Below are 21,780 nucleotides of genomic sequence, written 5' to 3' on the forward strand. Positions count from 1 at the left end.
AAAGGGCGACATCACTGTCGCCCTTTTTTCCGTCTTGCCCTTTTACCGCTTACGCCGCACTAAACAACTTATGCGGATCAATCACAAACTTCTTCGGCACACCCGCATCGAACTCGCCATAGCCCTTAGGCGCGTCATCCAGGCTGATCACCTGCACGCCAACAATTTCAGCAATGTTGATACGGTCCCACATGATCGCCTGCATCAGTTGGCGGTTGTACTTCATCACCGGCGTCTGGCCGGTGTGGAAGCTGTGGGATTTGGCCCAGCCCAGGCCGAAGCGGATGCTCAGGCTGCCCATTTTGGCCGCAGCATCGACGGCGCCCGGGTCTTCGGTGACGTAGAGGCCAGGAATGCCGATTTTGCCGGCCACGCGAACCACGCCCATCAACGAGTTGAGGACGGTGGCCGGGGCTTCGTGCTTGACGCCGTCGTGACCATGGCCACGGGCTTCGAAGCCTACGCAGTCAACGGCGCAATCGACTTCCGGTTCGCCCAGCAGCGCGGCAATTTGCTCGTGCAGCGGGGTGTCGGTGGACAGGTCGACGATTTCAAAGCCTTGCGCCTTGGCGTGAGCCAGACGGATGGAGTTGACGTCACCGATGATCACCACGGCAGCACCCAACAGGCGTGCGGAAGCGGCAGCCGCCAGGCCAACCGGGCCGGCACCGGCGATGTATACGGTGCTGCCAGGGCCAACGCCAGCGGTGACGGCGCCGTGGTAGCCGGTCGGCAGGATGTCGGAGAGGCAGGTCAGGTCGCGGATTTTCTCCATGGCCTTGTCACGGTCCGGCAGTTTCAGCAGGTTGAAGTCGGCATACGGCACCAGCACGTATTCGGCTTGGCCGCCGGTCCAGTCGCCCATGTCCACGTAACCGTAGGCACCACCGGCACGGGCCGGGTTGACGGTCAGGCAGACGCCGGTGTGTTGCTCTTTGCAGGAACGGCAGCGCCCGCAAGCCACGTTGAACGGCACCGACACCAAGTCGCCGATTTTCAGGTTCTCGACGTCGCTGCCCTTTTCGATCACTTCACCGGTGATCTCATGGCCCAGGACCAGGCCCGTCTGGGCGGTGGTACGGCCGCGCACCATGTGTTGGTCGGAGCCGCAGATGTTGGTGGAGACCACGCGCAGGATGACACCGTGCTCAATCTTCCTGCCGCGCGGGTCCTGCATTTTTGGATAGTCGATTTTCTGTACTTCGACCTTGCCGTTGCCGAGATACACGACACCACGATTACCAGACATGCTTTCACCTCGCTGTTGTTTTTGTGGAACTGCGTTGCCCAGGCAGGCAGCGCGTTGATTGCTCGGGTAGTGCTTGTGTCTTGTTTCTTTGTTGTCTGGGAGGGCCTCATCGCGAGCAAGCTCGCTCCCACATTGGCTTTTCAGTGAAGCTGGGATCTGTACACCGGCACAAATCCTGTGGGAGCGAGCTTGCTCGCGAATGGGCTGCGAAGCGCCCCCTAAAATCTAAAGAACGACAGTGCGATTGGCGTTCAGGAACACCCGTCGCTCAATGTGATACCCCACGGCCCGGGCCAGGGTCAGCCCTTCGATGTCCCGGCCCTTGGCGATCAAATCTTCGGGATAGTGGCTGTGGTCCACCACTTCCACACCTTGGGCGATGATCGGACCTTCGTCCAGGTCGTTGTTGATGTAATGCGCCGTGGCACCGACCAGTTTCACGCCTTTGTTGTAGGCCTGGTGATACGGCTTGGCGCCCTTGAAGCCCGGCAGCAGCGAGTGGTGGATATTGATCGCCTTGCCGTCGAGCTTGCGGCACAACTCCGGCGACAGCACTTGCATGTAGCGCGCAAGGATCACCAGCTCGGCGCCGGTGTCTTCGATCACTTGCCACACCTGCCGCTCCTGGGAAGGCTTGTCGTTCGGGTCCAGGGGGAAATGGTAGTAGGGAATCTGGTGCCAGTCGGCCAGCGGCTTGAGGTCGGGGTGGTTGGACACCACGGCCACCACGTCCATCGACAACTGGCCGATGCGCTGGCGGTAGAGCAAGTCGTTGAGGCAGTGATCGGCCTTGGAGACCATGATCACCACTTTGGGCCGGTAGTTGGGCGGCGTCAGTTCGAAGACCATGCCGAAGGCTTCGGCACGCTCGGCCAGGCCGGTGCGGAAACTCTGCTCGTCAAAACCATCCGGTTGGCGAAACTCCACGCGAATGAAGAAACGCCCCGAGAGCCGGTCGTCGAAGGAGTGGTGCTCGGTGACGTAGCAGCCCTGCTCGAACAGAAAGCGGGTCACCGCGTCCACCGTGCCGAGCACGCTTGGGCAGTCGGCAGTCAAGATCCATGTGTCTGGGGCGCGGCTCATTACGGTGACTCCTGTTTGTTATGGATAACCCCCCGCCGGACACAAAACCTGTGGCGGAGGATTTATCTGTGGGAGCAAAACTTGCTCGCGATAAAAACAACGCGGGCTATCTGGAATTCAAGCGCCCGCATCGCGAGCAAGCTTTGCTCCCACAGTTTTGCGTCCACAAGGATTGCGGTGCTTCAGGCCTGCACGCTCAACCCATACTCAGCCGCGGCATCCTGCAACCACAGCCACCAGTAATCGGAGAAGCTGCGACGAATCAGCAGTTCCCAGGTGTCTTCGGCGGTGTGGCGGATCACCAGTTGCGACTTGGCAAACACCGTGCCCACGGCCTTGCCCACCGGGAAGTTGCTTGGGTGAACATCGTAGCTGGTGGACTTCATCAGCACGTCGCGCACGTTAGGGCCGGACAGTTCGAGGATCTGCTGGCCGCCGCTGACGTTGACGATCTGGATATGCAGGTCGCCCAGGGCTTCACGCAGTTTCTGCTCGGCGGCGAATTCTTCGCCGGTCGGGACGACCAGCAACCACTCATCCGGCCCTATCCACTGCAAACTGGTCTCGCCCTTGACGATGACGCTCAGCGCGCCCGGCAACTCGATGCCCAGGGCCTTGTGAATGCCTGCGGCGAAAGCCGCATCGTGACCGTCGCCACGAATGGTCAGGTGGCCGAGCAGTTTTTTCTCGCGCACGGTCACGCCGGCGTTCTTGCGACCCTTGCCCACCAGGCTTGCGAGGTCGGCATGGTGCAGCGACGACTCGGCTTTGGCCCCAGTGGTCGGGCGTTGTTGGTAAACATTGGCGGCTGTCATATGGAGCACCTGTCTGAATGCTGTTGAGTCCAACGCTTGTGGTGGCTGTGAGGCCGTCATCGCGAGCAAGCTCGCTCCCACAAGGGTTACGCGATCAACTGTGGGAGCGAGCTTGCTCGCGATGATGCCGGCGCGGTATCACCGGCTTCCCACAGGACCTCAAGCCACTAAATGTTCTGCCGATCCCCCTTCGGATCGAAGAACACCGAAGACACGATCTCTGCCTCGATCACGCTGCCATCGGCCAATGGCGCGAACACTCGCTCGCCCATCCGCTTCAAGCCGCCCCTGACCACACCCATGGCAAATGAATAACCCAGGGAGTTGTGGGCATAGCTGGAGGTCACGTGGCCAACCATGGTCATCGGGATCGCCTGCTTGGTGTTGAACACCAGTTGCGCGCCTTCCGGCAGCCAGACATTCGGGTCGATCGGCTTGAGGCCTACCAGTTGCTTGCGGTCTTCGCGCACGCAATCTTCGCGATTCATGCCACGCCAGCCGATCCACGAGAACGGTTTGGTCCGGCCTACGCACCAGCCCATGTTCAGGTCGTCCGGGGTCATCGAGCTGTCAGTGTCCTGGCCGACAATGATGAAGCCCTTCTCGGCCCGCAGTACGTGCATGGTCTCGGTGCCATACGGGGTCAGGTTGTATTTCTTCCCGGCTTCGACGATCTGCTCGAGCACGCCCATGGCGTAGTCGGCCTGCACGTTGACTTCGTACGACAATTCACCGGTGAACGAGATCCGGAACACCCGCGCCGGCACGCCGCCCACCAGGCCCTCCTTCCAGGTCATGAACGGGAAAGCGTCCTTGTCCAGGTCGATGTCGGTGACTTCGCTCAGCAGCTTGCGGCTGTTGGGGCCCGACAGGGTCATGGTCGCCCAGTGGTCGGTGACCGAGGTGAAGTACACCTTCAGGTCCGGCCATTCGGTCTGGTGATAGATCTCCAGCCATTGCAGCACGCGGGCCGCACCGCCGGTGGTGGTGGTCATGATGAAATGGTTGTCGGCGACGCAGGCGGTCACGCCGTCGTCGAAGACCATGCCGTCTTCCTTGCACATCAAGCCGTAGCGAGCCTTGCCCACGTCGAGCTTGGTCCAGGCGTTGGTGTAGACGCGGTTAAGGAACTCGCGGGCGTCCGGGCCCTGGATATCGATCTTGCCCAGGGTCGAGGCGTCCAGCAGGCCGACGCTGTCGCGCACGGCCTTGCATTCGCGCTTGACCGCGGCATGCATGTCTTCGCCGTTCTTCGGGAAATACCAAGGGCGTTTCCACTGGCCGACGTCTTCGAACTCGGCACCGTTCTTCACATGCCAGGCATGCAGCGCGGTGAAACGCACCGGCTCGAAAATGTGCCCACAGTGCCGGCCAGCCACCGCGCCGAAGGTCACCGGCGTGTAGTTCGGACGGAACATGGTGGTGCCCATCTGCGGGATGCTCACGTTCAGCGAACGGGCCGCGATGGCCAGGCCGTTGACGTTGCCCAGCTTGCCCTGGTCGGTACCGAAGCCCAGTGCGGTGTAGCGCTTGACGTGTTCCACCGACTCGAAGCCCTCGCGGGTGGCGAGCTCGATGGCGGCGGCAGTGACGTCGTTCTGCAGGTCGACGAATTGCTTCGGCGCCCGTGCGGTGGCTTTTTCGTGCGGCACCTGGAACAGCGCCAGAGTTGGCTCTTCGTGACGGCTCAGGGCTTTGGGCAACACGCCCTCCACGGCCTTGAAGCCGGCTTCGTTAGCCGCGCGCACGCCGCCCTCGAAGCCATCGGCCAAGCTATCGCCGAGGCTGTAGACACCGTTCACACCACCGACGCATACACGCTTTTGAGGTGCTTCACCCGGTACGAAACCGAGGATGTCTTCACGCCAGATCGGCTTGCCGCCCAGGTGCGAAGCCAGGTGGACCACCGGGCTGTAGCCGCCGGAACTGGCCACCAGGTCGCAGTCCAGCCATTCGCCAGGACTGGTGACTTTGTGGGCACGCACGTCGATCGCAGCAACACGTGCCCCGGTGACGCGCTTGCTGCCACGGGCCTCGATCACGGCGCTGCCGGTGAGGATGCGAATGCCCTTGGCGCGGGCTTCTTCCACCAGCGCACCACGCGGATTGCTGCGCGCATCGGCGACAGCCACCACTTGCAGGCCGGCGTCGAACCAGTCCAGGGCCACGCGATAGGCGTGGTCGTTGTTGGTGCTCAGCACCAGTTTCTTGCCCGGAGCCACGCCGTAGCGACGCACGTAGGTGGACACCGCACCGGCCAGCATGTTGCCCGGCACGTCGTTGTTGCCATAGACCAGTGGACGCTCGCAGGCGCCGGTCGCCAGGACCACGCGCTTGGCGCGGACGCGGTTGATGCGCTGGCGGACCTGGCCGATGGGCGCGCGGTCACCGAGGTGGTCGGTGAGGCGCTCATGGATGGTCAGGAAGTTATGGTCGTGGTAACCGTTCACCGTGGCACGCGGCAGCAACACCACTTCGGGCATCGAACGCAGTTCAGCCACTGCAGCGGCGACCCATTCGGTCGCTGGCTTGCCGTCCAGGCTTTCGCGGGAATCGAGCAGGCTACCGCCGAACTCTTCCTGTTCATCGGCCAGGATGACACGCGCACCGCTGCGGGCCGCGGCCAGTGCGGCGGCCAGGCCAGCAGGACCGGCGCCGACGATCAGCACGTCGCAGTGACGGTTCATGTAGTCGTAAGTGTCCGGATCGTTCTCGGTCGGCGAGCGACCCAGGCCCGCGGCCTTGCGGATGTACTTTTCGTAAGTCATCCAGAACGATTGCGGGTACATGAAGGTTTTGTAGTAGAAGCCCGGCGGCATCAGCTTGCCGCCGACCTTGCCGAGAATGCCCATCATGTCGTTGTTCACGTTCGGCCAGCCGTTGGTGCTGGTGGCGACCAGACCCTGGTACAACGCCTGTTGCGTGGCGCGCACGTTAGGAATTTGCGTGGCTTCGGTGGCACCGATCTGCAGCACGGCGTTCGGCTCTTCGGCACCGGCGGCGAAGATGCCGCGAGGACGCGAATACTTGAAGCTGCGGCCAATGATGTCGACACCGTTGGCCAGCAGCGCAGCGGCCAGGGAATCGCCCTCGAAGCCTTTGTAGGTCTGGCCGTTGAAGGTGAAGCTCAGCGCTTTGTTGCGGTCGATCCGTCCACCGTTGGACAGGCGATTGATCTGGCTCATACCTTCTCTCCCAGAGCCTGTGCGGCCGCTTTCGGACTGTCAGCCTTGTCGGTGAATTGCGGCTTTTGGCCGATCTTGTAGGTTTCGAGAATCTCGTAGGTCACGGTGTCACGCGTCGCGTTGAAGTACTGGCGGCAACCGGCGACGTGATCCCACAGCTCATGGTGCAACCCGCGCGGGTTGTCACGGAAGAACATGTAGTCGCCCCACTGTTCGTCGGTGCAGGCGTTCGGATCCAGTGGACGCGGGATATGTGCCTGGCCGGATGCATGGAATTCCTCTTCGGAGCGCAGTTCGCCGCAGTGAGGACAGAAGATGTGCAACATAGGGATTTCTCCTGTTAGTGGGCGACGGCAGCAGCGCCGTGTTCGTCGATCAGTGCGCCGTTGTGGAAACGGTCGATGGAAAACGGCGCGGCCAGCGGATGCATTTCACCCTTGGCCAGGCTTGCAGCGAAGACGTTGCCCGAGCCCGGGGTGGCCTTGAAGCCGCCGGTACCCCAACCGCAGTTGAAGAACATGTTCGGCACCGGGGTCTTGGAAATGATCGGGCAGGCGTCCGGCGTGGTGTCGACGATGCCGCCCCACTGGCGGTTCATGCGCACCCGCGAGAGCACCGGGAACATTTCGACGATGGCCTGGATGGTGTGTTCGATCACCGGGTACGAACCACGCTGGCCGTAGCCGTTGTAGCCGTCGATACCGGCACCGATCACCAGGTCGCCCTTGTCGGACTGGCTGATGTAGCCGTGCACGGCGTTGGACATGATCACGCTGTCGATAATCGGCTTGATCGGCTCCGACACCAGCGCTTGCAGCGGATGGGACTCGATCGGCAGGCGAAAGCCCGCGAGCTTGGCCATGTGCCCGGAGTTACCGGCCGTCACCACGCCGACACGCTTGGCGCCGATGAAGCCCTTGTTGGTTTCCACGCCGATGCACACGCCGTTTTCCTTGCGGAAACCGATCACTTCGGTCTGCTGGATCAGGTCCACGCCCAGGGCGTCCGCCGCCCGGGCAAAGCCCCAGGCCACGGCATCGTGACGGGCCACGCCGCCGCGACGCTGGACGGTGGCACCCATCACCGGGTAGCGGGTGTTCTTCGAGCAATCCAGGTACGGGATCTCGTCGGCCACTTGCTTGGCATTGAGCAGCTCGCCGTCCACGCCGTTGAGGCGGTTGGCACTGACGCGACGCTCGGAATCACGGATGTCCTGCAGGGTGTGGCACAGGTTGTAGACGCCACGCTGGGAGAACATCACGTTGTAGTTCAAGTCCTGGGACAGGCCTTCCCAGAGTTTCATCGCGTGCTCGTACAGGTGGGCCGATTCGTCCCACAGGTAGTTGGAGCGCACGATGGTGGTGTTGCGCGCGGTGTTACCGCCGCCCAGCCAGCCCTTCTCGACCACGGCCACGTTGGTGATGCCGTGTTCCTTGGCCAGGTAGTAGGCGGTTGCCAGGCCATGCCCGCCACCGCCGACGATGACCACGTCGTAGACCTTTTTCGGGGTCGGCGTGCGCCACATCCGCTGCCAGTTTTCGTGATGGCTGAGAGAGTGTTTGAAGAGGCCGAAGCCTGAATAGCGTTGCATAGTCATTACTCCAAAACCGACTCAGCGATAAACCGGGAAGTCCGCGCACAAGGCCGCCACTTGCTGCGCGACATTGGCCTCGACATCGGCATCGCCGAGGTTGTCGAGAATGTCGCAGATCCAGCCGGCCAGCGTGACGCACTGGGTCACCTTGAAGCCACGCGTGGTCACCGCCGGGGTGCCAATGCGCAGGCCCGAGGTCACGAACGGCGATTGCGGGTCGTTCGGCACGGCGTTCTTGTTGACGGTGATGTGGGCACGGCCCAGGGCAGCATCGGCGTCCTTGCCGGTCAGGCCCTGACGGATCAGGCTGACCAGGAACAGGTGGTTATCGGTACCACCGGACACTACATCGTAGCCGCGCTTGATGAACACGCCAGCCATGGCCTGGGCGTTATCGATCACTTGCTGCTGATAAGCCTTGAAGCCAGGCTCCGCCGCTTCCTTGAAGCACACCGCCTTGCCGGCGATCACGTGCATCAACGGGCCGCCCTGGGCGCCGGGAAATACCGCGGCGTTGAGCTTCTTCTCGATCTCTTCGTTGGCCTTGGCCAGGATCAGGCCGCCACGTGGACCGCGCAGGGTCTTGTGGGTGGTGGTGGTGACCACATCGGCATAAGGCAGTGGATTAGGGTACAGACCGGCGGCGACCAGGCCAGCCACGTGGGCCATGTCGACGAACAACAGGGCACCGACCTTGTCGGCGATCTGGCGGAAGCGTGGGAAGTCCAGGGTCTTGGAGTAAGCGGAGAAACCGGCAACAATCATCTTCGGCTTGTGCTCGACCGCCAGGCGCTCGACTTCGTCATAGTCGATCAGGCCGGTGGTGGTGTCGATGCCGTATTGCACCGCGTTGTAGAGCTTGCCCGAGGACGACACCTTGGCACCGTGGGTCAAATGACCGCCGTGGGCCAGGCTCATGCCCAGGATGGTGTCGCCGGCCTGCAGCAAGGCCAGGTACACGGCGCTGTTGGCCGAAGAACCGGAGTGCGGCTGGACGTTGGCGTAATCGGCGCCGAACAACTGCTTGGCGCGCTCGATGGCCAGGGCTTCGACTTTGTCCACGTGCTCGCAGCCACCGTAGTAGCGCTTGCCCGGGTAGCCTTCGGCGTACTTGTTGGTCAGGCCGCTGCCCTGGGCCTGCATCACGCGCTTGCTGGTGTAGTTCTCTGACGCGATCAGCTCGATGTGATCTTCCTGGCGTTGCTCCTCAGCGTTCATCGCCGCCAGCAGTGCATCATCGTAGCCTTGGATTTGGTCTTGCTTGCTGAACATCGCGTCTCTCCCAGCGGCGGCGGTGCGCCTTTCGTCTCGGTGAGGCACGGACCATTCGGTCGTGCCCTTTGGATGCGATGGTATGGCTGGCGCAGGCAGGTCAAATGCCTATGGACGCCACGCAAAGGTGCGTTTACGACATGCGGTCAAAGAGTAGGGGAGCAAGGCCGGCGGGATAGCACCGTGGGAGCAAAGCTTGCTCGCGATCCAGGCACCTCGGTTCATGGGAGACCGCGTCGCTTTCATCGCGGGCAAGCCTTGCTCCCACAGGCTTGGCTCGCAAAATGTTGCTCCTTGAGAGTTATGCCGCGACATGGCGAACCGCGAGCAAGACCAGGAAATGCGTGGGATAAAGGCCATATGCCCAGCGGCGCATTGGCGGAGGATGAAAACGACCAGCGTGTCGCAAAAGCACCAGCCCCAGCCATGGCGCAAACAGACACGCCACCAACCCGCCGATCGCCACCCCATCCCCCAGCCACGCCGCGCCATACAGCACCCGCCATTGATTGGCCGCCACGCACACCAACCCCGGCCACACCGCCAAATACCAGGGCCGGCGCAACACCAGCAGCATCGCCAGCGGCAGCAGCACGCCGAAAAAACCGAACATCAGTTGCGTGGTAAACAGCACCGCCAACAGCAACGCCACCGCAGCCAGGCCGCGCGCAGCCCATGTCGGTGCCTGCCAGCCGCGCGCCACCAGCAGGCCCAAGACCAGGGTCGGCATGACGTTCAGCGTGGCAGGCTCGGGAAAAAACAGCCGGTAAGGTATCTCGCTGACAGCACTGAACAACAGCAACCAGCCCAGGTAACGCCACGGGCGGGCACTGGCCCCGCTGCGCCCCAGGTTCGCCGCCATCGCCAGGCAGAACCACGGAAAAGCCAAGCGCCCCGGCACGTACAGCCAATCGACGGAGAACCCGACATATCGCAGATGATCGAACACCATCGCTAACAGAGCCAGCCACTTGAGCAGGTCCAGCGCCCCGTCGCGCCGGCTCATGTGTAAAACGGCTCGATGAGTTTGATACTTTCCGACAGAAACATCCGGTGTGTTCCCCCGCTAATCTTGGGTAAAGTGCGCACCAGTATTGACCACGGCGTTGCCCACTCAAGCGCGCCGGACCATGATTGACCACGGCGCTGCCCACTCAAGCGCGCCGGACCATGATTGACCACGGCGCTGCCCACTCAAGCGCGCCGGACCATGATTGACCACGGCGCTGCCCACTCAAGCGCGCCGGACCATGATTGACCACGGCGTCGCCCACTCAAGCGCGCCGGACCATGATCGACCACGGCGCTGTGGACCCAAGCACGCCGAAAACCAGGGAACGCCCCACCCGGGCATTCCGCCAGGGATCTCTTTACCCAGGACTCTCTATTCAAGGAGCAAGGCCATGACCGACAAGAGTCAACAGTTTGCCAGCGACAACTATTCCGGCATTTGCCCCGAAGCCTGGGCGGCCATGGAAGAAGCCAACCATGGCCACCAGCGCGCCTACGGCGACGACGAGTGGACCCACCGCGCGGCGGACGATTTCCGGGTCTTGTTCGAAACCGACTGCGAAGTGTTCTTCGCGTTCAACGGCACGGCGGCCAACTCTTTGGCATTGTCCTCACTGTGCCAGAGTTACCACAGCGTGATCTGCTCGGAAACCGCCCACGTCGAAACCGACGAATGCGGCGCACCGGAGTTCTTCTCCAACGGGTCCAAGCTGCTGGTGGCGCGCACCGAAAACGGCAAGCTGACCCCCGAGTCGATCCGTGAGATCGCCCTCAAGCGCCAGGACATCCACTACCCCAAGCCCCGGGTCGTGACCCTGACCCAGGCCACGGAAGTCGGCAGTGTCTACACCCCGGAAGAAATCCGCGCCATCAGCGTCACCTGCAAGGAACTGGGGCTGAACCTGCACATGGACGGCGCGCGTTTTTCCAACGCCTGCGCCTTCCTCGGCTGCTCCCCGGCCGACCTGACCTGGAAGGCCGGCGTGGACGTATTGTGCTTCGGCGGCACGAAAAACGGCATGGCGGTGGGTGAAGCGATCCTGTTCTTCAACCATGACCTGGCCGAAGACTTCGACTATCGCTGCAAGCAGGCCGGGCAACTGGCCTCGAAGATGCGTTTTCTCTCCGCGCCCTGGGTCGGCTTGCTGCAGAACCAGGCCTGGCTCAAGCACGCCCGCCACGCCAACCACTGCGCCCAATTGCTGGCAGAGCTGGTCAGCGACATTCCCGGCGTGGAACTGATGTTCCCGGTCCAGGCCAACGGCGTGTTCCTGCAACTCTCGGAACCGGCCATCGCCGCGCTGACCGCCAAGGGCTGGCGTTTCTACACATTCATTGGCAAAGGCGGCGCACGCTTCATGTGCTCGTGGGATACCGAAGAAGCACGGGTGCGGGAATTGGCGGCGGATATTCGGGAAGTGATGGCGGGCTAGGAAAGCCGCCCCAAGCCTGTCATGCCCCCCCGGGCTTACTGTGGGAGCAAAGCCTGTGGGAGCAAGGCTTGCCCGCGATGAAATCGACGCGATCTCCTTTGGATCGAGTTGTCTGCATCGCGAGCAAGCTTTGCTCCCACAGGAGGGGCTCACCGCTACTTGGATGGACAGATCAGAAATCGATCCGCACATCCCCCTTCGGCACGCTGCAGCACGACAGGATGTAGCCCTCGGCCTCGTCGTCCTCGGTGATCCCGCCGTTGTGATCCATTTCCACTTCCCCGCCCAGCTTCAGCACCTTGCAGGTGCCGCAGATGCCCATGCCGCAGGCCTTGGGAATCATCATGCCGAGCTTGGCAGCCGCGGCGTGCACGGTTTCGCCCGGCCCCACGCGAATGCTCTTGCCCGAGGAGGTGAACTCCACCAGGTGCAGGTCCGCCGCGTCGACTTCCGGGGCGTCGGCTGCTTGTTCGGCCTGTTCCACGGCGTCGGCGCGGGCTTCCGGTGGCGTGGCACCGAAGGACTCCTCGTGGTAACGCTTCATGTCGTAGCCGGCCGCTTCCAGCAGGCGCTTGACCGCGGTCATGTATGGGGTCGGGCCGCAACAGAACACCTCGCGCTCGAGGAAGTCAGGCACCATCAATTCCAGCATCTTGTGGTTCAGATAACCGCGATAACCAGCCCAGGGCTCGCCCAGGCCATGTTTTTCGCAGATCAGGTGCAAGCTGAAGTTGTCGATCCGCGACGCCATGTGCTCCAGCTCACGGTGATAGATGATGTCCTTGGGCGAGCGGGCGCTGTGGATAAAGGTCATGTCGACATTGGCGTTGGTGTCGTAGAACCAGCGCGCCATGGACATGCACGGCGTGATCCCCACGCCACCGCTCAGGTACAGGACTTTCGGGCTCGGGAAATCGATGGCATTGAACAACCCCACCGGCCCGTGCACCGCCAGCTCCTGGCCTTCGTGCAGGGTGTCGTGCAACCAGTTGGACACCTTGCCCCCCGGCACGCGCTTGATGGTCACCGAGAAACTGTAGGGCACCGACGGCGAGCTGGAGATGGTGTAGGAGCGCATGATCGGCTGGCCTTCGATTTCCAGCTCCAGGGTGACGAATTGCCCCGGCTTGAAAAAGAACATGATCGGCTGGTCGGCCATGAAGCAGAAGGTGCGCACATCCCAGGTTTCCTGGATGACTTTGACGCAACGTACGATATGTCGGCCATTGGCCCAGGTCTGGGTCGTGACCGGGTTCAGGAAGTTGTTGGACATGCTGATCTCCACGGCCGACTGTCGGCCTTCATGTTGGCGATTGTGCGCAGGCGCCTGGGTGACCATTTACCTATCTGCGACATTCACATACTTATCGCGACCAGCCCCCAACTACCGGGGCTTGCGCGTCGGGAACAGATTGGGCCATGTCGCCCATGGATAAGGTTGCGCCCCTGCGCGGCCCCACACTCGCCCCAACAGATAAACAAAGTTTTCTGCCTTGCGTAGCACAACCGATTAGTCATTTTTCGCCGGCCACGTAGAGGGCCATGAGGATAAAACGATGGACGTCACCACCACCCTGAGCCTGGGCGATCCGCTGGAACCCGCACGCAAGGCCACCGCGCAAATGCTGCAAGAGCGCGAACGTACCTTCTCGTTGCCGCAACCGTTCTACAGCGATGAGCGCTTGTTTGATATCGATATGCAGGAAATCTTCCAGAAGGAATGGTTGATCGCCGGCATGACCTGCGAAATCCCGGCCAAGGGCAACTACCTGACCCTGCAAATCGGCAAGAACCCGATCATCGTGATTCGTGGTGCCGAGGGCGTGGTGCATGCCTTCCATAACGTCTGCCGCCACCGCGGTTCACGCCTGTGCACCAGCGACAAGGGCAAAGTCGCCAAGCTGGTCTGCCACTACCACCAGTGGACCTACGAGCTGGACGGTCGCCTGCTGTTCGCCGGCACCGAGATGGGCGCCGACTTCGACATGAAGCAGTACGGCCTCAAGCCGGTGAACGTGAAGACCGCGGGGGGCTACATCTTCATCAGCCTGGCCGAGAACCCGCCGGCCATCGATGACTTCCTGTCGACGCTGAACCATTACATGGAACCGTACGACATGGAGAACACCAAGGTGGCGGTGCAAACCACCTTGATGGAAAAAGCCAACTGGAAGCTGGTACTGGAAAACAACCGCGAGTGCTACCACTGCAACGCCTCGCACCCCGAATTGCTCAAGACCCTGCTGGAATGGGACGACGTCACCGACCCGCGGGCCGACCAGGCCTTCAAGGACCACGTGGCCGCCTCCGCCGCCGCTTGGGACGCCGAGAAGATCCCTTACGCCCACGCCAGCTTCGGCCTGCGTAACCGTATCGTGCGCATGCCGCTGCTCAAGGGCACCGTGTCGATGACCATGGACGGCAAGCAAGGCTGCGCCAAGCTGATGGGCCGCATCAAGAACCCGGACCTGGGCTCGATGCGTATCCTGCACCTGCCACACTCGTGGAACCACTGCATGGGCGACCACATCATCGTGTTCACCGTGTGGCCGATCAGCGCCCAGGAAACCATGGTCACCACCAAGTGGCTGGTGCACAAGGACGCGGTCGAAGGCGTGGATTACGACGTCGCGCGCATGCGTGAAGTCTGGGACGCCACCAACGACCAGGACCGTCGCCTGGCCGAAGAAAACCAGCGCGGCATCAACTCCACCGCCTACCAGCCAGGCCCGTACTCCAAGACCTATGAGTTCGGCGTGGTGAACTTCGTCGACTGGTACAGCGAGCGCCTGCTCAACAACCTGGGGGCGGAACCGGCGCCGTACCTCAAGGGCGTGCCGGTCCAGGGCTAAAGTCAAAAGCATCGCGAGCAAGCTCGCTCCCACAGGGTTCTATGTCGTTCACAAAACCTGTGGGAGCGAGCTTGCTCGCGATAGCGGCTCGACATTCACCGACTACTTGGAAGACCACCGCACGCTGCCATCCTCCCCGTAGAACGTCTCGACAATCTCCTCCCCCTTCAGCCGCACCTTCACATACCCGTTCAACACCCGCTGCGGATACACCTCGTCTCCCGCCAACTGCGTTTCCGACCACAGCACCCGGGCGTGTCCATTCAACTCACTGGTAGTGCCGTAGGGAATCGCCCCGTGCCCGGCGCAGCGCGCATGCAATCCGCCTTGCGGCGCGTAGCAGATGCCGTTGTGCAAATGCCCCCAATACCAATAATCCGGCTCTCGGCCCAAGGCATCGCACACCGGTTGGTAAAGCGCCGTCTTGTTGTGCCCGGAAATATCGAAACCCTGGTGATGACTGAGCACCATGAGTTTCTTGCGCTTGGGCAGGGTTTTCATCCACTCGATCTGCTGGGTGTTGAGGGTGCCGTCCATGTACAGGTTCATGGCGTCCGAGGCGTAGGCGCTGTCGAGGCCAACCACCAACCAGTCGTCGTTGTACAAGGCAAAGTAACTGGTGCCCTGCTGCACCGGGAAACGCTTGGACAGTTCCTTGAAATAGCCGTGGGCACCGCTGTACATCTCGTGGTTGGAATTGAGCGTGAACGAGCCGTGTTTGCCCTGGGGCCAGCCGACCATGTCGACGTCTTCCTGGGAATGGGTGCCGGCGTAATACACATCACCCAGATGGATGGTGAAATCGGCCAGGGCCAGTTGCATCTGGTTGGCCACCGCCACTGCCGGGGCATGACTGTCAAATGGCCCGGTGCCCCAGTCGCCAGCGATAGCCAGCACGACGTCGTTGTCCATTTTCACCAACGCCGGGTTGGTGGCGAACGGCGCGTGGTGGCGCAGGTTCTCGATCCACTTGAGCAGCGCCTCGCTCCACAACAGGTCCAGCAGTTCCCATTTGCGACAGCCCAGCAAGGTGCCGTCCTTGAGCACCCGGGTCGGTAGCTCGTCCTCGCTTTGCGGCAAGGGCGTGGCATTGCCGATCTTGAGGATCGACAAGCCGTGGGACAACTCCCATGGCACAGCCGGTTCGTCGTCCGGCAATTCGCCATGCTTGATGACGTGCTGGGCCTGGTCATGGCCTCGCTGCAGCAGCTTGACGATGGCCTCGAACTCTTCAGGCTCGAGCTCGTTGACGAGTTTCTGCCAGGACATCTCCAGCCGCGTGACCAACCCGTGCAAACGGACCTTGAGCTTGTCGAACTCATGTTCCCAATGGTGCAGTAATGACATGTGAACGCTCCTTCGCAATGCCCTGGGCTACAGGGTCTTCATGAATTCGATCAGGGCCCGTTTGTCGACGTCCGACAGCTGCGTGCCATACAGGTGGCCGCCGTTGTGGTTGCCTTCCAGACGGGTGTCATATTTGAAATCCGCCGACGCCTTCATCTGCGCGCCACTGGTGACGAAGCCGACCTTCTCCTGGTCGTAGAGGTCGGAGCCAGTGAAGAACACTTGCGGACGCTGCTCCGGCGCTTGCAGCAAATCCCACAGAGTCGGCACCGAACCATTGTGCAGGTACGGCGCGCGCAGCCAGATGCCGTCGGTGGGCGTGTTGCTGTAGCTCTGGGTCTTGCGATAGGCGTTGAAGTCGAATGGCGGCTTCTTGAAGCCGTGGAACGCCGTCACCAGCCCGACGGTGAAGGAGTTCAGGCGATGGGGATCAGTGCCCAACTGGTCGATGTTGGTGGTGACCTGACCGGTGTCGCTGCGGCCAAAATCGTGACAACTGGCGCAGTTTTTCTCCCAGATCGGTTTGCCCTGGGCGACTTTCGCCTGGTCCAGGGCGAACGGCCAGGCCGGCGCCTTGTGGCCCAGCAGCCAGTTAGTCACGCGGTTGAAGCTGGGCGGCAGCACCGATTGCGGCGTCGCGCCCACGGCCATGGCCGCTGCGTAGTTGCGTTCGTGGATCTTGTTGTTATTGCCGTCCCAGTGCAGGTACATGGATTCGCGCGGTTTCTGGTTCCAGACCTGCGGCAGGTCCACAGTGCCGATGGTGGAGTCATCCGGGAAGCCGAACACCACCATTTTGGTCGGGTTGAAGGTGTCGGTCCGCCCTGGCCCCTGGGCCGGACGCAGCTTCTGCCAGGCGTAGGCCTGCTTCTGCTTGAGCAGCGCACTCTTGGCCATCGGGATGATCAGATAACGGTTGTACAGCTTCTCGAAAAAACCCAGTTGGAACTTGCCATTGATCGCCGCCATCACCGCATCGGGGGTGAATTTCGGGTCGCTGGCGCAATCGTAGGCGAACCACTGGAAGGCTTGCAGTTGCAGGGTATTGGCCGGTGCGGTGGCGACCGGAATCGCTACGTCACTGGCGTTGGCCCGATAGGAGCCGGTGTGACACAGCGCGCAGTTGGGCTCTACCGTGGGGTAGCCGAGCTGCCGCTTGGCCATGCCGATGGGCAGGTCGTTGCCGTTTTCATAGAGAAAACCGAACACCTCGTAACCGCCAGGCTTGGGCAGTTTTTCCGGGCACATCTGCGGCAGCACGGCGAACAGGTAGTAGGGAATCCGCGCCTCGATGCCCAGGCCGATGGCGGCGTATTTGTAATGGTCTTCGTCGGAGGCGAAGTCCGGTTGCGGCACTTCCCGGATCATCTGGTACCAGGTCTGGTAGCCGATGAAGCCCAGCACCAGCAGCACCAGCAGCGTGCCGACCTTGAAACCGTGGCTCTGCCAGCGCAACGCCCAACCGGCGCGCCATTCCCGCCAGCCGGCGCAGAGCAAGGCCAGCGGACGATTGGCCTCTGGGCTACCCAGGTACAGCAGCACACCCAGGATCAGGAACATGCTCAAGTCGCCCATCAACATCGGCACGAACAACGAGCCCTGGTTGTTGGTGTTGATCAGGTAGATCCAGAATACAACCGCCACCAGCCGCGACAGCACGCACAACCACGAATGCACCACGAAACGCGGCGCGTTGAAGCCCGAGGGCATGTAGAACAGGCTGATCCCCACCAGCAACATGCCGGCGTTTTCCAGCCAGGGATCGGACAAAACGGGGGGCAGGCCGATCATGGACGTCAGCAATGCCGGCGCGAACAGCGCCGGGATCGCGAAGAACATGTTCATGACAATCCCGACCCAGATGATGCGTTGGAACCAGCGGATGTAGGTGTTCATGGGCATCCTTTTTCCTTATTCCGGACTCACGAGATGCAGCGCTCTGATGATTGTCATCGCGAGCAAGCTCGCTCCCACATGGGTGTGCGATCTCCTGTGGGAGCGAGCCTGCTCGCGAAGAAGTCGACTCGGTCCTAACCCAGCGCCGTCTTTTCCAGGTGTTCGAGAATGATCGGATACACATCCACCACCGCATCCTTGCCGAACATGCAGTCGATATGCCCATACCCCGGCACTTCATGGCGGCTGAACAACTGCGGGCCGTGCATCTCGCACAGTCGTTCGTAGGTCTTGAGGGTGCTTTGTGGCAGGTAGCACTGGTTATCGGCGCCGCTGATAAAGCAGATCGGCAACTTCAACCGATCGAAATGGGGCATGTAGACGTCGTTGCCCTTGAAGTCCACCAGGTGCCCCTTGCGCACGATCAGCGCCAGGTGCTCGAAGGTCTGGATGTTCGACTCGCCGAACAACTCATGCAGGTTGTCGTGCAGGGTTTCGTTGAGGGTGTCGTGGCGGTACAGCGACGCATACATGAAGGTGATGCGATGGCAGACCGGGTTGGTGCAATAGCCCTGGGCCTCGATCCGGGCATAGCCGTTAAGGGCCTTGTCGTAGAGTTTGTTGAACCAGCTTTCCTTGGTGTCGGCGTAGGCCGTGAGGGACTTGATGCCGATGGCATCGAGCATCCCCGGCAAATGCAAACCGGCTTTCAGGCCGGTGGCGGTGGCAACCACCGTGTCGGCGGCGATCTGCGAGCAGACCACCGAACGCACACCCTGCAAGCCCGCCAGCATCGACATGAAGAACGTCGTCGCACCGTAGCAATGCACCACGCACTGCACGTCACGGGCCAGGGTCGCTTGCTGGATCTGCTCGATGGCGGCCTTGAAATCGTACTGGGCCACCTGGTCGCCGTTCCATTCATTTTTGCTGGCCGGCAACAGGATGCTTACCCGCAAATCCAATAACCAGACGTCGTATTCGTGCTTGCAGAGGTATTCCAGCAGGTTGGTGTGGATGGTGTCAGTGGAGAAAATATTCGAGCCCACGCCCAGGCCATGGACCAACATCACCGGGCCTTTGGTGCCGGCCTGGTAACGGGTCAGGCGCAGCTCGACGTTGTCTTCGGTCTGGAAGAAATGCACGGCCGGCGCCGGCGCGTCCAGTGGTCGTTTCAACCGGGGTGGCGCGTCCGGGTTGAAGTAGACGTCGCCGGCAAAAACCCCACCGTAGCTTTCCCACAGGATCCCGGCGAAGAACTTGCCAAACCGCGCCAATGCCTCCACACGCTCACGCTCATTGCGGGCGTTGAGCACTTTCATGGTGGTCATTTGCTTGGCGAAATCGGCCGGCAGAATGTGCATCACCCCGGAGCCGATCACTGCGCCGGTCTTGTCCGGCCCGCGATAAAGCGTGACGTAAAGGGTGCTGGTGTCGTGCCAGATGTTCAGCACGCCGTTGTCCTCGGGCACGGTCTTGAAAGCGCTGAAGTAATAGTCGCTGCCGTCTTCGGCGGTCAGCTTCATGTCGTAGTTCATGTGCCGCACGCCGACCTGTTCCTGGTACTGCTCGAACAGGTTGAACACCCCATTGCTGGCGACCAGCGGTTGCGCACTGAGTAACGGCGCATCCAGGGTGCCCACCAGGGTTGCCGCATGTTCCGGCTCCTTGATCAGCCGGTTGAGGTCGGCGGCGGTGATGGTCAGCGTGAACTCGATGGGCGAGTTGTCAGCCTTGCCACGCTTGGCCGCCGCTTCGTACAGGCCCAGATCAGTGCCCTGGGGTTGAGTGAAGGCAGTGGAAAAGTAGCCCTTCATGGTTTCAGTGAACTGCACGCCGAGCGTCGGCGCCGCCACCGCTTTGCGCGGGGCCGAGGGCAGCGTGTAGTCGATGATCCAGCCCCGATCAGCCGCCAACAGGCCCATGTTGCGTTCGCTCACCGCCGAGATGGTCAGCAACGGGTTGACCGCCAACGACGTCGGGATCACCGCGCCGTCGGTCACGTACAGGCCCGGGTAGACATCGGTGCCGCTGGTGCCACTGAACACCTGGCCTTTGTGGTTGACCACGCCTTGGGTCGCATCCTCGCCCATCACGCAACCGCCCAAGGGATGGACCGAGACGATGCTGTGCTTGAGCAGCTTGGTCCAGATCGGGTTCTCCACCCAGATCCCACCCAGGGCCTTGGTGCTCTGGTGCAGCCGCTCGTTGCCGAGGGTGACGTTCTCCTGTTCGCCGACGCCGGGCCAGTCGATGCGCAACTGATCCTTGCTGTCGAGCAGCATGCGACCCTTGGCGTTGTCATGACTCATGATCAAGTAGGTCTGCATGTTGTGCAGCGCGCCGTAGTAAGGCCCGCGCAAGAAGCTCTCGGTCTCGCGCCCCTTGTACTTGAGGCTCGCACCGAAACCGGTGTCGGTGGGCACGCCGATCATGTCGGCAAACGCCGCCATGCTCGGCACCATGGCCCGGCCGAGGGCACCGGGAATCGAACCCTCCTCGATGACCATGCGGCTGCGCCAGTCGCCCTCGGTGCGCATGTCGATGATCGAGGTGATGCACGGCCCCACCGGCGCCAGTTCCTTGGCCGAATGCGCACCGAAACCGATGCCGTTGATGACCTGGTCGCAGTTGTGGCCGAAGCCGAGGATGTCGCCGTTGCCGCTCATGTTCTCGCCCAGTTGGCTGGACATGGACAGGCCCTTGTCCCGCGAGCGCAGCATGATTTCGGTGGAGCCCAGGGTGCCGGCGGACACCACCACGATGTCAGCCCGCACGAACAGGGTCGGCGCCGAGAACATCTCGCGGCCGCTGTCCAGGTATTGGAAGTGCACGATCCAACCATCGCCGTCGCGCTCCAGGTGCCGCACCTCGGCCTGGCAGAAAATCTCGGCGCCGTGGTTCCAGGCATCCGGCAGGTAGTTCATCAGCGTGGTGTTCTTGGCCTTGTTGTTACAACCCGAGACGCAATCGCCACAGCCATTGCACGGCAGTTGTTCGACGCCGACGTGGTTAAGGTTGTTGGGCAGCTTGTCGAAAGTCACGTTGATCGGGGGCGTGTAGAAATGCGCGCCTTGCTTGAGGTAATCGGCGGACTTCTTGTGGGCATCAAGCTTGGGCAGGTTCGGCTCCGACGCCGGATAGGCGTTGGGCTTGAGCATCTCCCGGGCCCGTGCGTAGCCGTCCTTGAGCAGCGTGTCGCGGTGCTCACGGACCGCCTGGGGCCAGCGCGGGTCCTCGAACACGCCAGGCTCGGGCTCCAGCGAAACGTTGGCATTGATCAGCGACGTGCCACCCAGGCCGCAACCGACCACCACGTTCTGCTGGGCGTTGACGTGCAGGTCGAACAGCCCGGTACGCGAACCGATGTGGCCATCCGGATCGTGGACTTGCAGTTCCTCGGTGGCCGCGAGCAGGGTATTGGGGTATTCGCCGGGCTGGATTTCCCGGCCACGCTCCAGCAGGCACACCTTGCGCCCGGCCCGGGACAGACGCGAGGCAGCAATGCCGCCCCCATAGCCCGAACCGATGACGATCACGTCGTAATGCTCCTGGATGTCACTGATGGGTGTCGAGATCCGTGTCATGTTCAAGTCCTCTCAGGCAGAAGGGGCAACTCTGCGGTTGCCTGCAAATCGACAGGCGCACGAACGCCTGGCCACCGTCCCTCGCAAGGTCCGGCGACAGTCAGCGGGTGCTACAGGGGAAAAACCGGGCGCTATAGACGCGCACGCTGATTGACGGCGCGACGATGAATGCGTTTGTGCAACAAGGTGGGAGGTGTCGGGACGCAGGTCGCCGATGACTGCGGGTGTGAGCGGGGGTCCTTGCTATCCATCATGCGTTCTCCCTGAACCTGATGTGGATAAAGTGGCGATGTCCTTGTGCCATGGAGTGAAGACAGCCCACAGACCCTCGTCAAGGGCGTGACTTAGAACTGTATGAAATTTGACCTATCGCGATTTGCGCTATGCCCGCCGTGGCTTGCAGCGTTTGACGAACAAGTTATCCACATGGCGACCCACAGCAAATGGGGACAAGTG

The 21,780-nt window shown here is 61.9% G+C and carries 14 protein-coding genes; 2 read left to right on the forward strand and 12 right to left on the reverse strand.

Translation table 11 applies throughout. The features are described from left to right. Positions 1–49: 49 nt before the first annotated feature. The 8 genes from fdhA to KI237_RS27965 all read right to left on the reverse strand — a co-directional run bounded on the left by fdhA (position 50) and on the right by KI237_RS27965 (position 10,204). Positions 50–1,249, reverse strand: coding sequence for a formaldehyde dehydrogenase, glutathione-independent (gene fdhA / locus KI237_RS27930; RefSeq protein ID WP_003177608.1), 1,200 nt, complete (start codon positions 1,247–1,249; stop codon positions 50–52). A 225-nt stretch (positions 1,250–1,474) separates the two neighbouring features. Beyond that, the gene (gene purU / locus KI237_RS27935; protein WP_212797903.1) at positions 1,475–2,332 is read right to left on the reverse strand and encodes a formyltetrahydrofolate deformylase; all 858 of its coding nucleotides are present in this window, start codon (positions 2,330–2,332) and stop codon (positions 1,475–1,477) included. A 182-nt stretch (positions 2,333–2,514) separates the two neighbouring features. Beyond that, positions 2,515–3,147, reverse strand: coding sequence for a sarcosine oxidase subunit gamma (locus tag KI237_RS27940; protein ID WP_212797904.1), 633 nt, complete (start codon positions 3,145–3,147; stop codon positions 2,515–2,517). Between the two features lie 167 nt (positions 3,148–3,314). After that, positions 3,315–6,332 (reverse strand): sarcosine oxidase subunit alpha, encoded by a 3,018-nt coding sequence (locus KI237_RS27945; protein ID WP_212797905.1) that lies wholly within the window; start codon positions 6,330–6,332, stop codon positions 3,315–3,317. Further along, a complete protein-coding gene (locus KI237_RS27950; RefSeq protein ID WP_212797906.1) occupies positions 6,329–6,658 on the reverse strand; it encodes a sarcosine oxidase subunit delta in 330 nt (109 codons plus the stop codon). Before KI237_RS27950 ends, KI237_RS27945 begins: the two co-directional genes overlap by 4 nt. Positions 6,659–6,672: 14 nt before the next feature. Continuing rightward, positions 6,673–7,923, reverse strand: a complete 1,251-nt coding sequence (locus tag KI237_RS27955) for a sarcosine oxidase subunit beta (protein ID WP_003206307.1) — start codon at positions 7,921–7,923, stop codon at positions 6,673–6,675. Between the two features lie 21 nt (positions 7,924–7,944). Beyond that, a complete protein-coding gene (gene glyA, locus KI237_RS27960; protein ID WP_047228145.1) occupies positions 7,945–9,198 on the reverse strand; it encodes a serine hydroxymethyltransferase in 1,254 nt (417 codons plus the stop codon). 301 nt (positions 9,199–9,499) lie between these two features. Beyond that, positions 9,500–10,204 carry a TraX family protein gene (locus tag KI237_RS27965; RefSeq protein ID WP_212797907.1) on the reverse strand — a complete coding sequence of 235 codons (705 nt, stop codon included), beginning with the start codon at positions 10,202–10,204 and terminating at the stop codon, positions 9,500–9,502. A 397-nt stretch (positions 10,205–10,601) separates the two neighbouring features. On the opposite strand from KI237_RS27965, the gene KI237_RS27970 reads away from it, so the two are divergent. Further along, entirely contained in the window at positions 10,602–11,642 is a 1,041-nt protein-coding gene (locus KI237_RS27970; RefSeq protein WP_212797908.1) for a threonine aldolase family protein, read from the forward strand. A 172-nt stretch (positions 11,643–11,814) separates the two neighbouring features. On the opposite strand, the gene gbcB is transcribed toward KI237_RS27970, so the two are convergent. Then, complete coding sequence (gene gbcB, locus KI237_RS27975) at positions 11,815–12,915, reverse strand: glycine betaine monooxygenase reductase subunit (protein WP_092333406.1); 1,101 nt, start codon at positions 12,913–12,915, stop codon at positions 11,815–11,817. 283 nt (positions 12,916–13,198) lie between these two features. Between gbcB and gbca the strand changes: the two genes are divergently transcribed. Then, positions 13,199–14,494, forward strand: coding sequence for a glycine betaine monooxygenase oxygenase subunit (gene gbca, locus KI237_RS27980; RefSeq protein ID WP_212797909.1), 1,296 nt, complete (start codon positions 13,199–13,201; stop codon positions 14,492–14,494). A gap of 102 nt (positions 14,495–14,596) precedes the next feature. Here gbca and KI237_RS27985 read toward each other — a convergent pair whose 3' ends face one another. The 3 genes from KI237_RS27985 to KI237_RS27995 form a co-directional block, all read right to left on the reverse strand. Then, entirely contained in the window at positions 14,597–15,841 is a 1,245-nt protein-coding gene (locus KI237_RS27985) for a metallophosphoesterase family protein (protein WP_212797910.1), read from the reverse strand. Positions 15,842–15,868: 27 nt separating this feature from the next. Beyond that, positions 15,869–17,737 (reverse strand): c-type cytochrome, encoded by a 1,869-nt coding sequence (locus KI237_RS27990; protein ID WP_212797911.1) that lies wholly within the window; start codon positions 17,735–17,737, stop codon positions 15,869–15,871. A 134-nt stretch (positions 17,738–17,871) separates the two neighbouring features. Then, entirely contained in the window at positions 17,872–21,324 is a 3,453-nt protein-coding gene (locus tag KI237_RS27995; protein WP_212797912.1) for a GMC oxidoreductase, read from the reverse strand. Positions 21,325–21,780: the final 456 nt, after the last annotated feature.

Origin of the sequence: Pseudomonas sp. St316 (assembly GCF_018325905.1) — a bacterium.
GTDB lineage: Bacteria > Pseudomonadota > Gammaproteobacteria > Pseudomonadales > Pseudomonadaceae > Aquipseudomonas.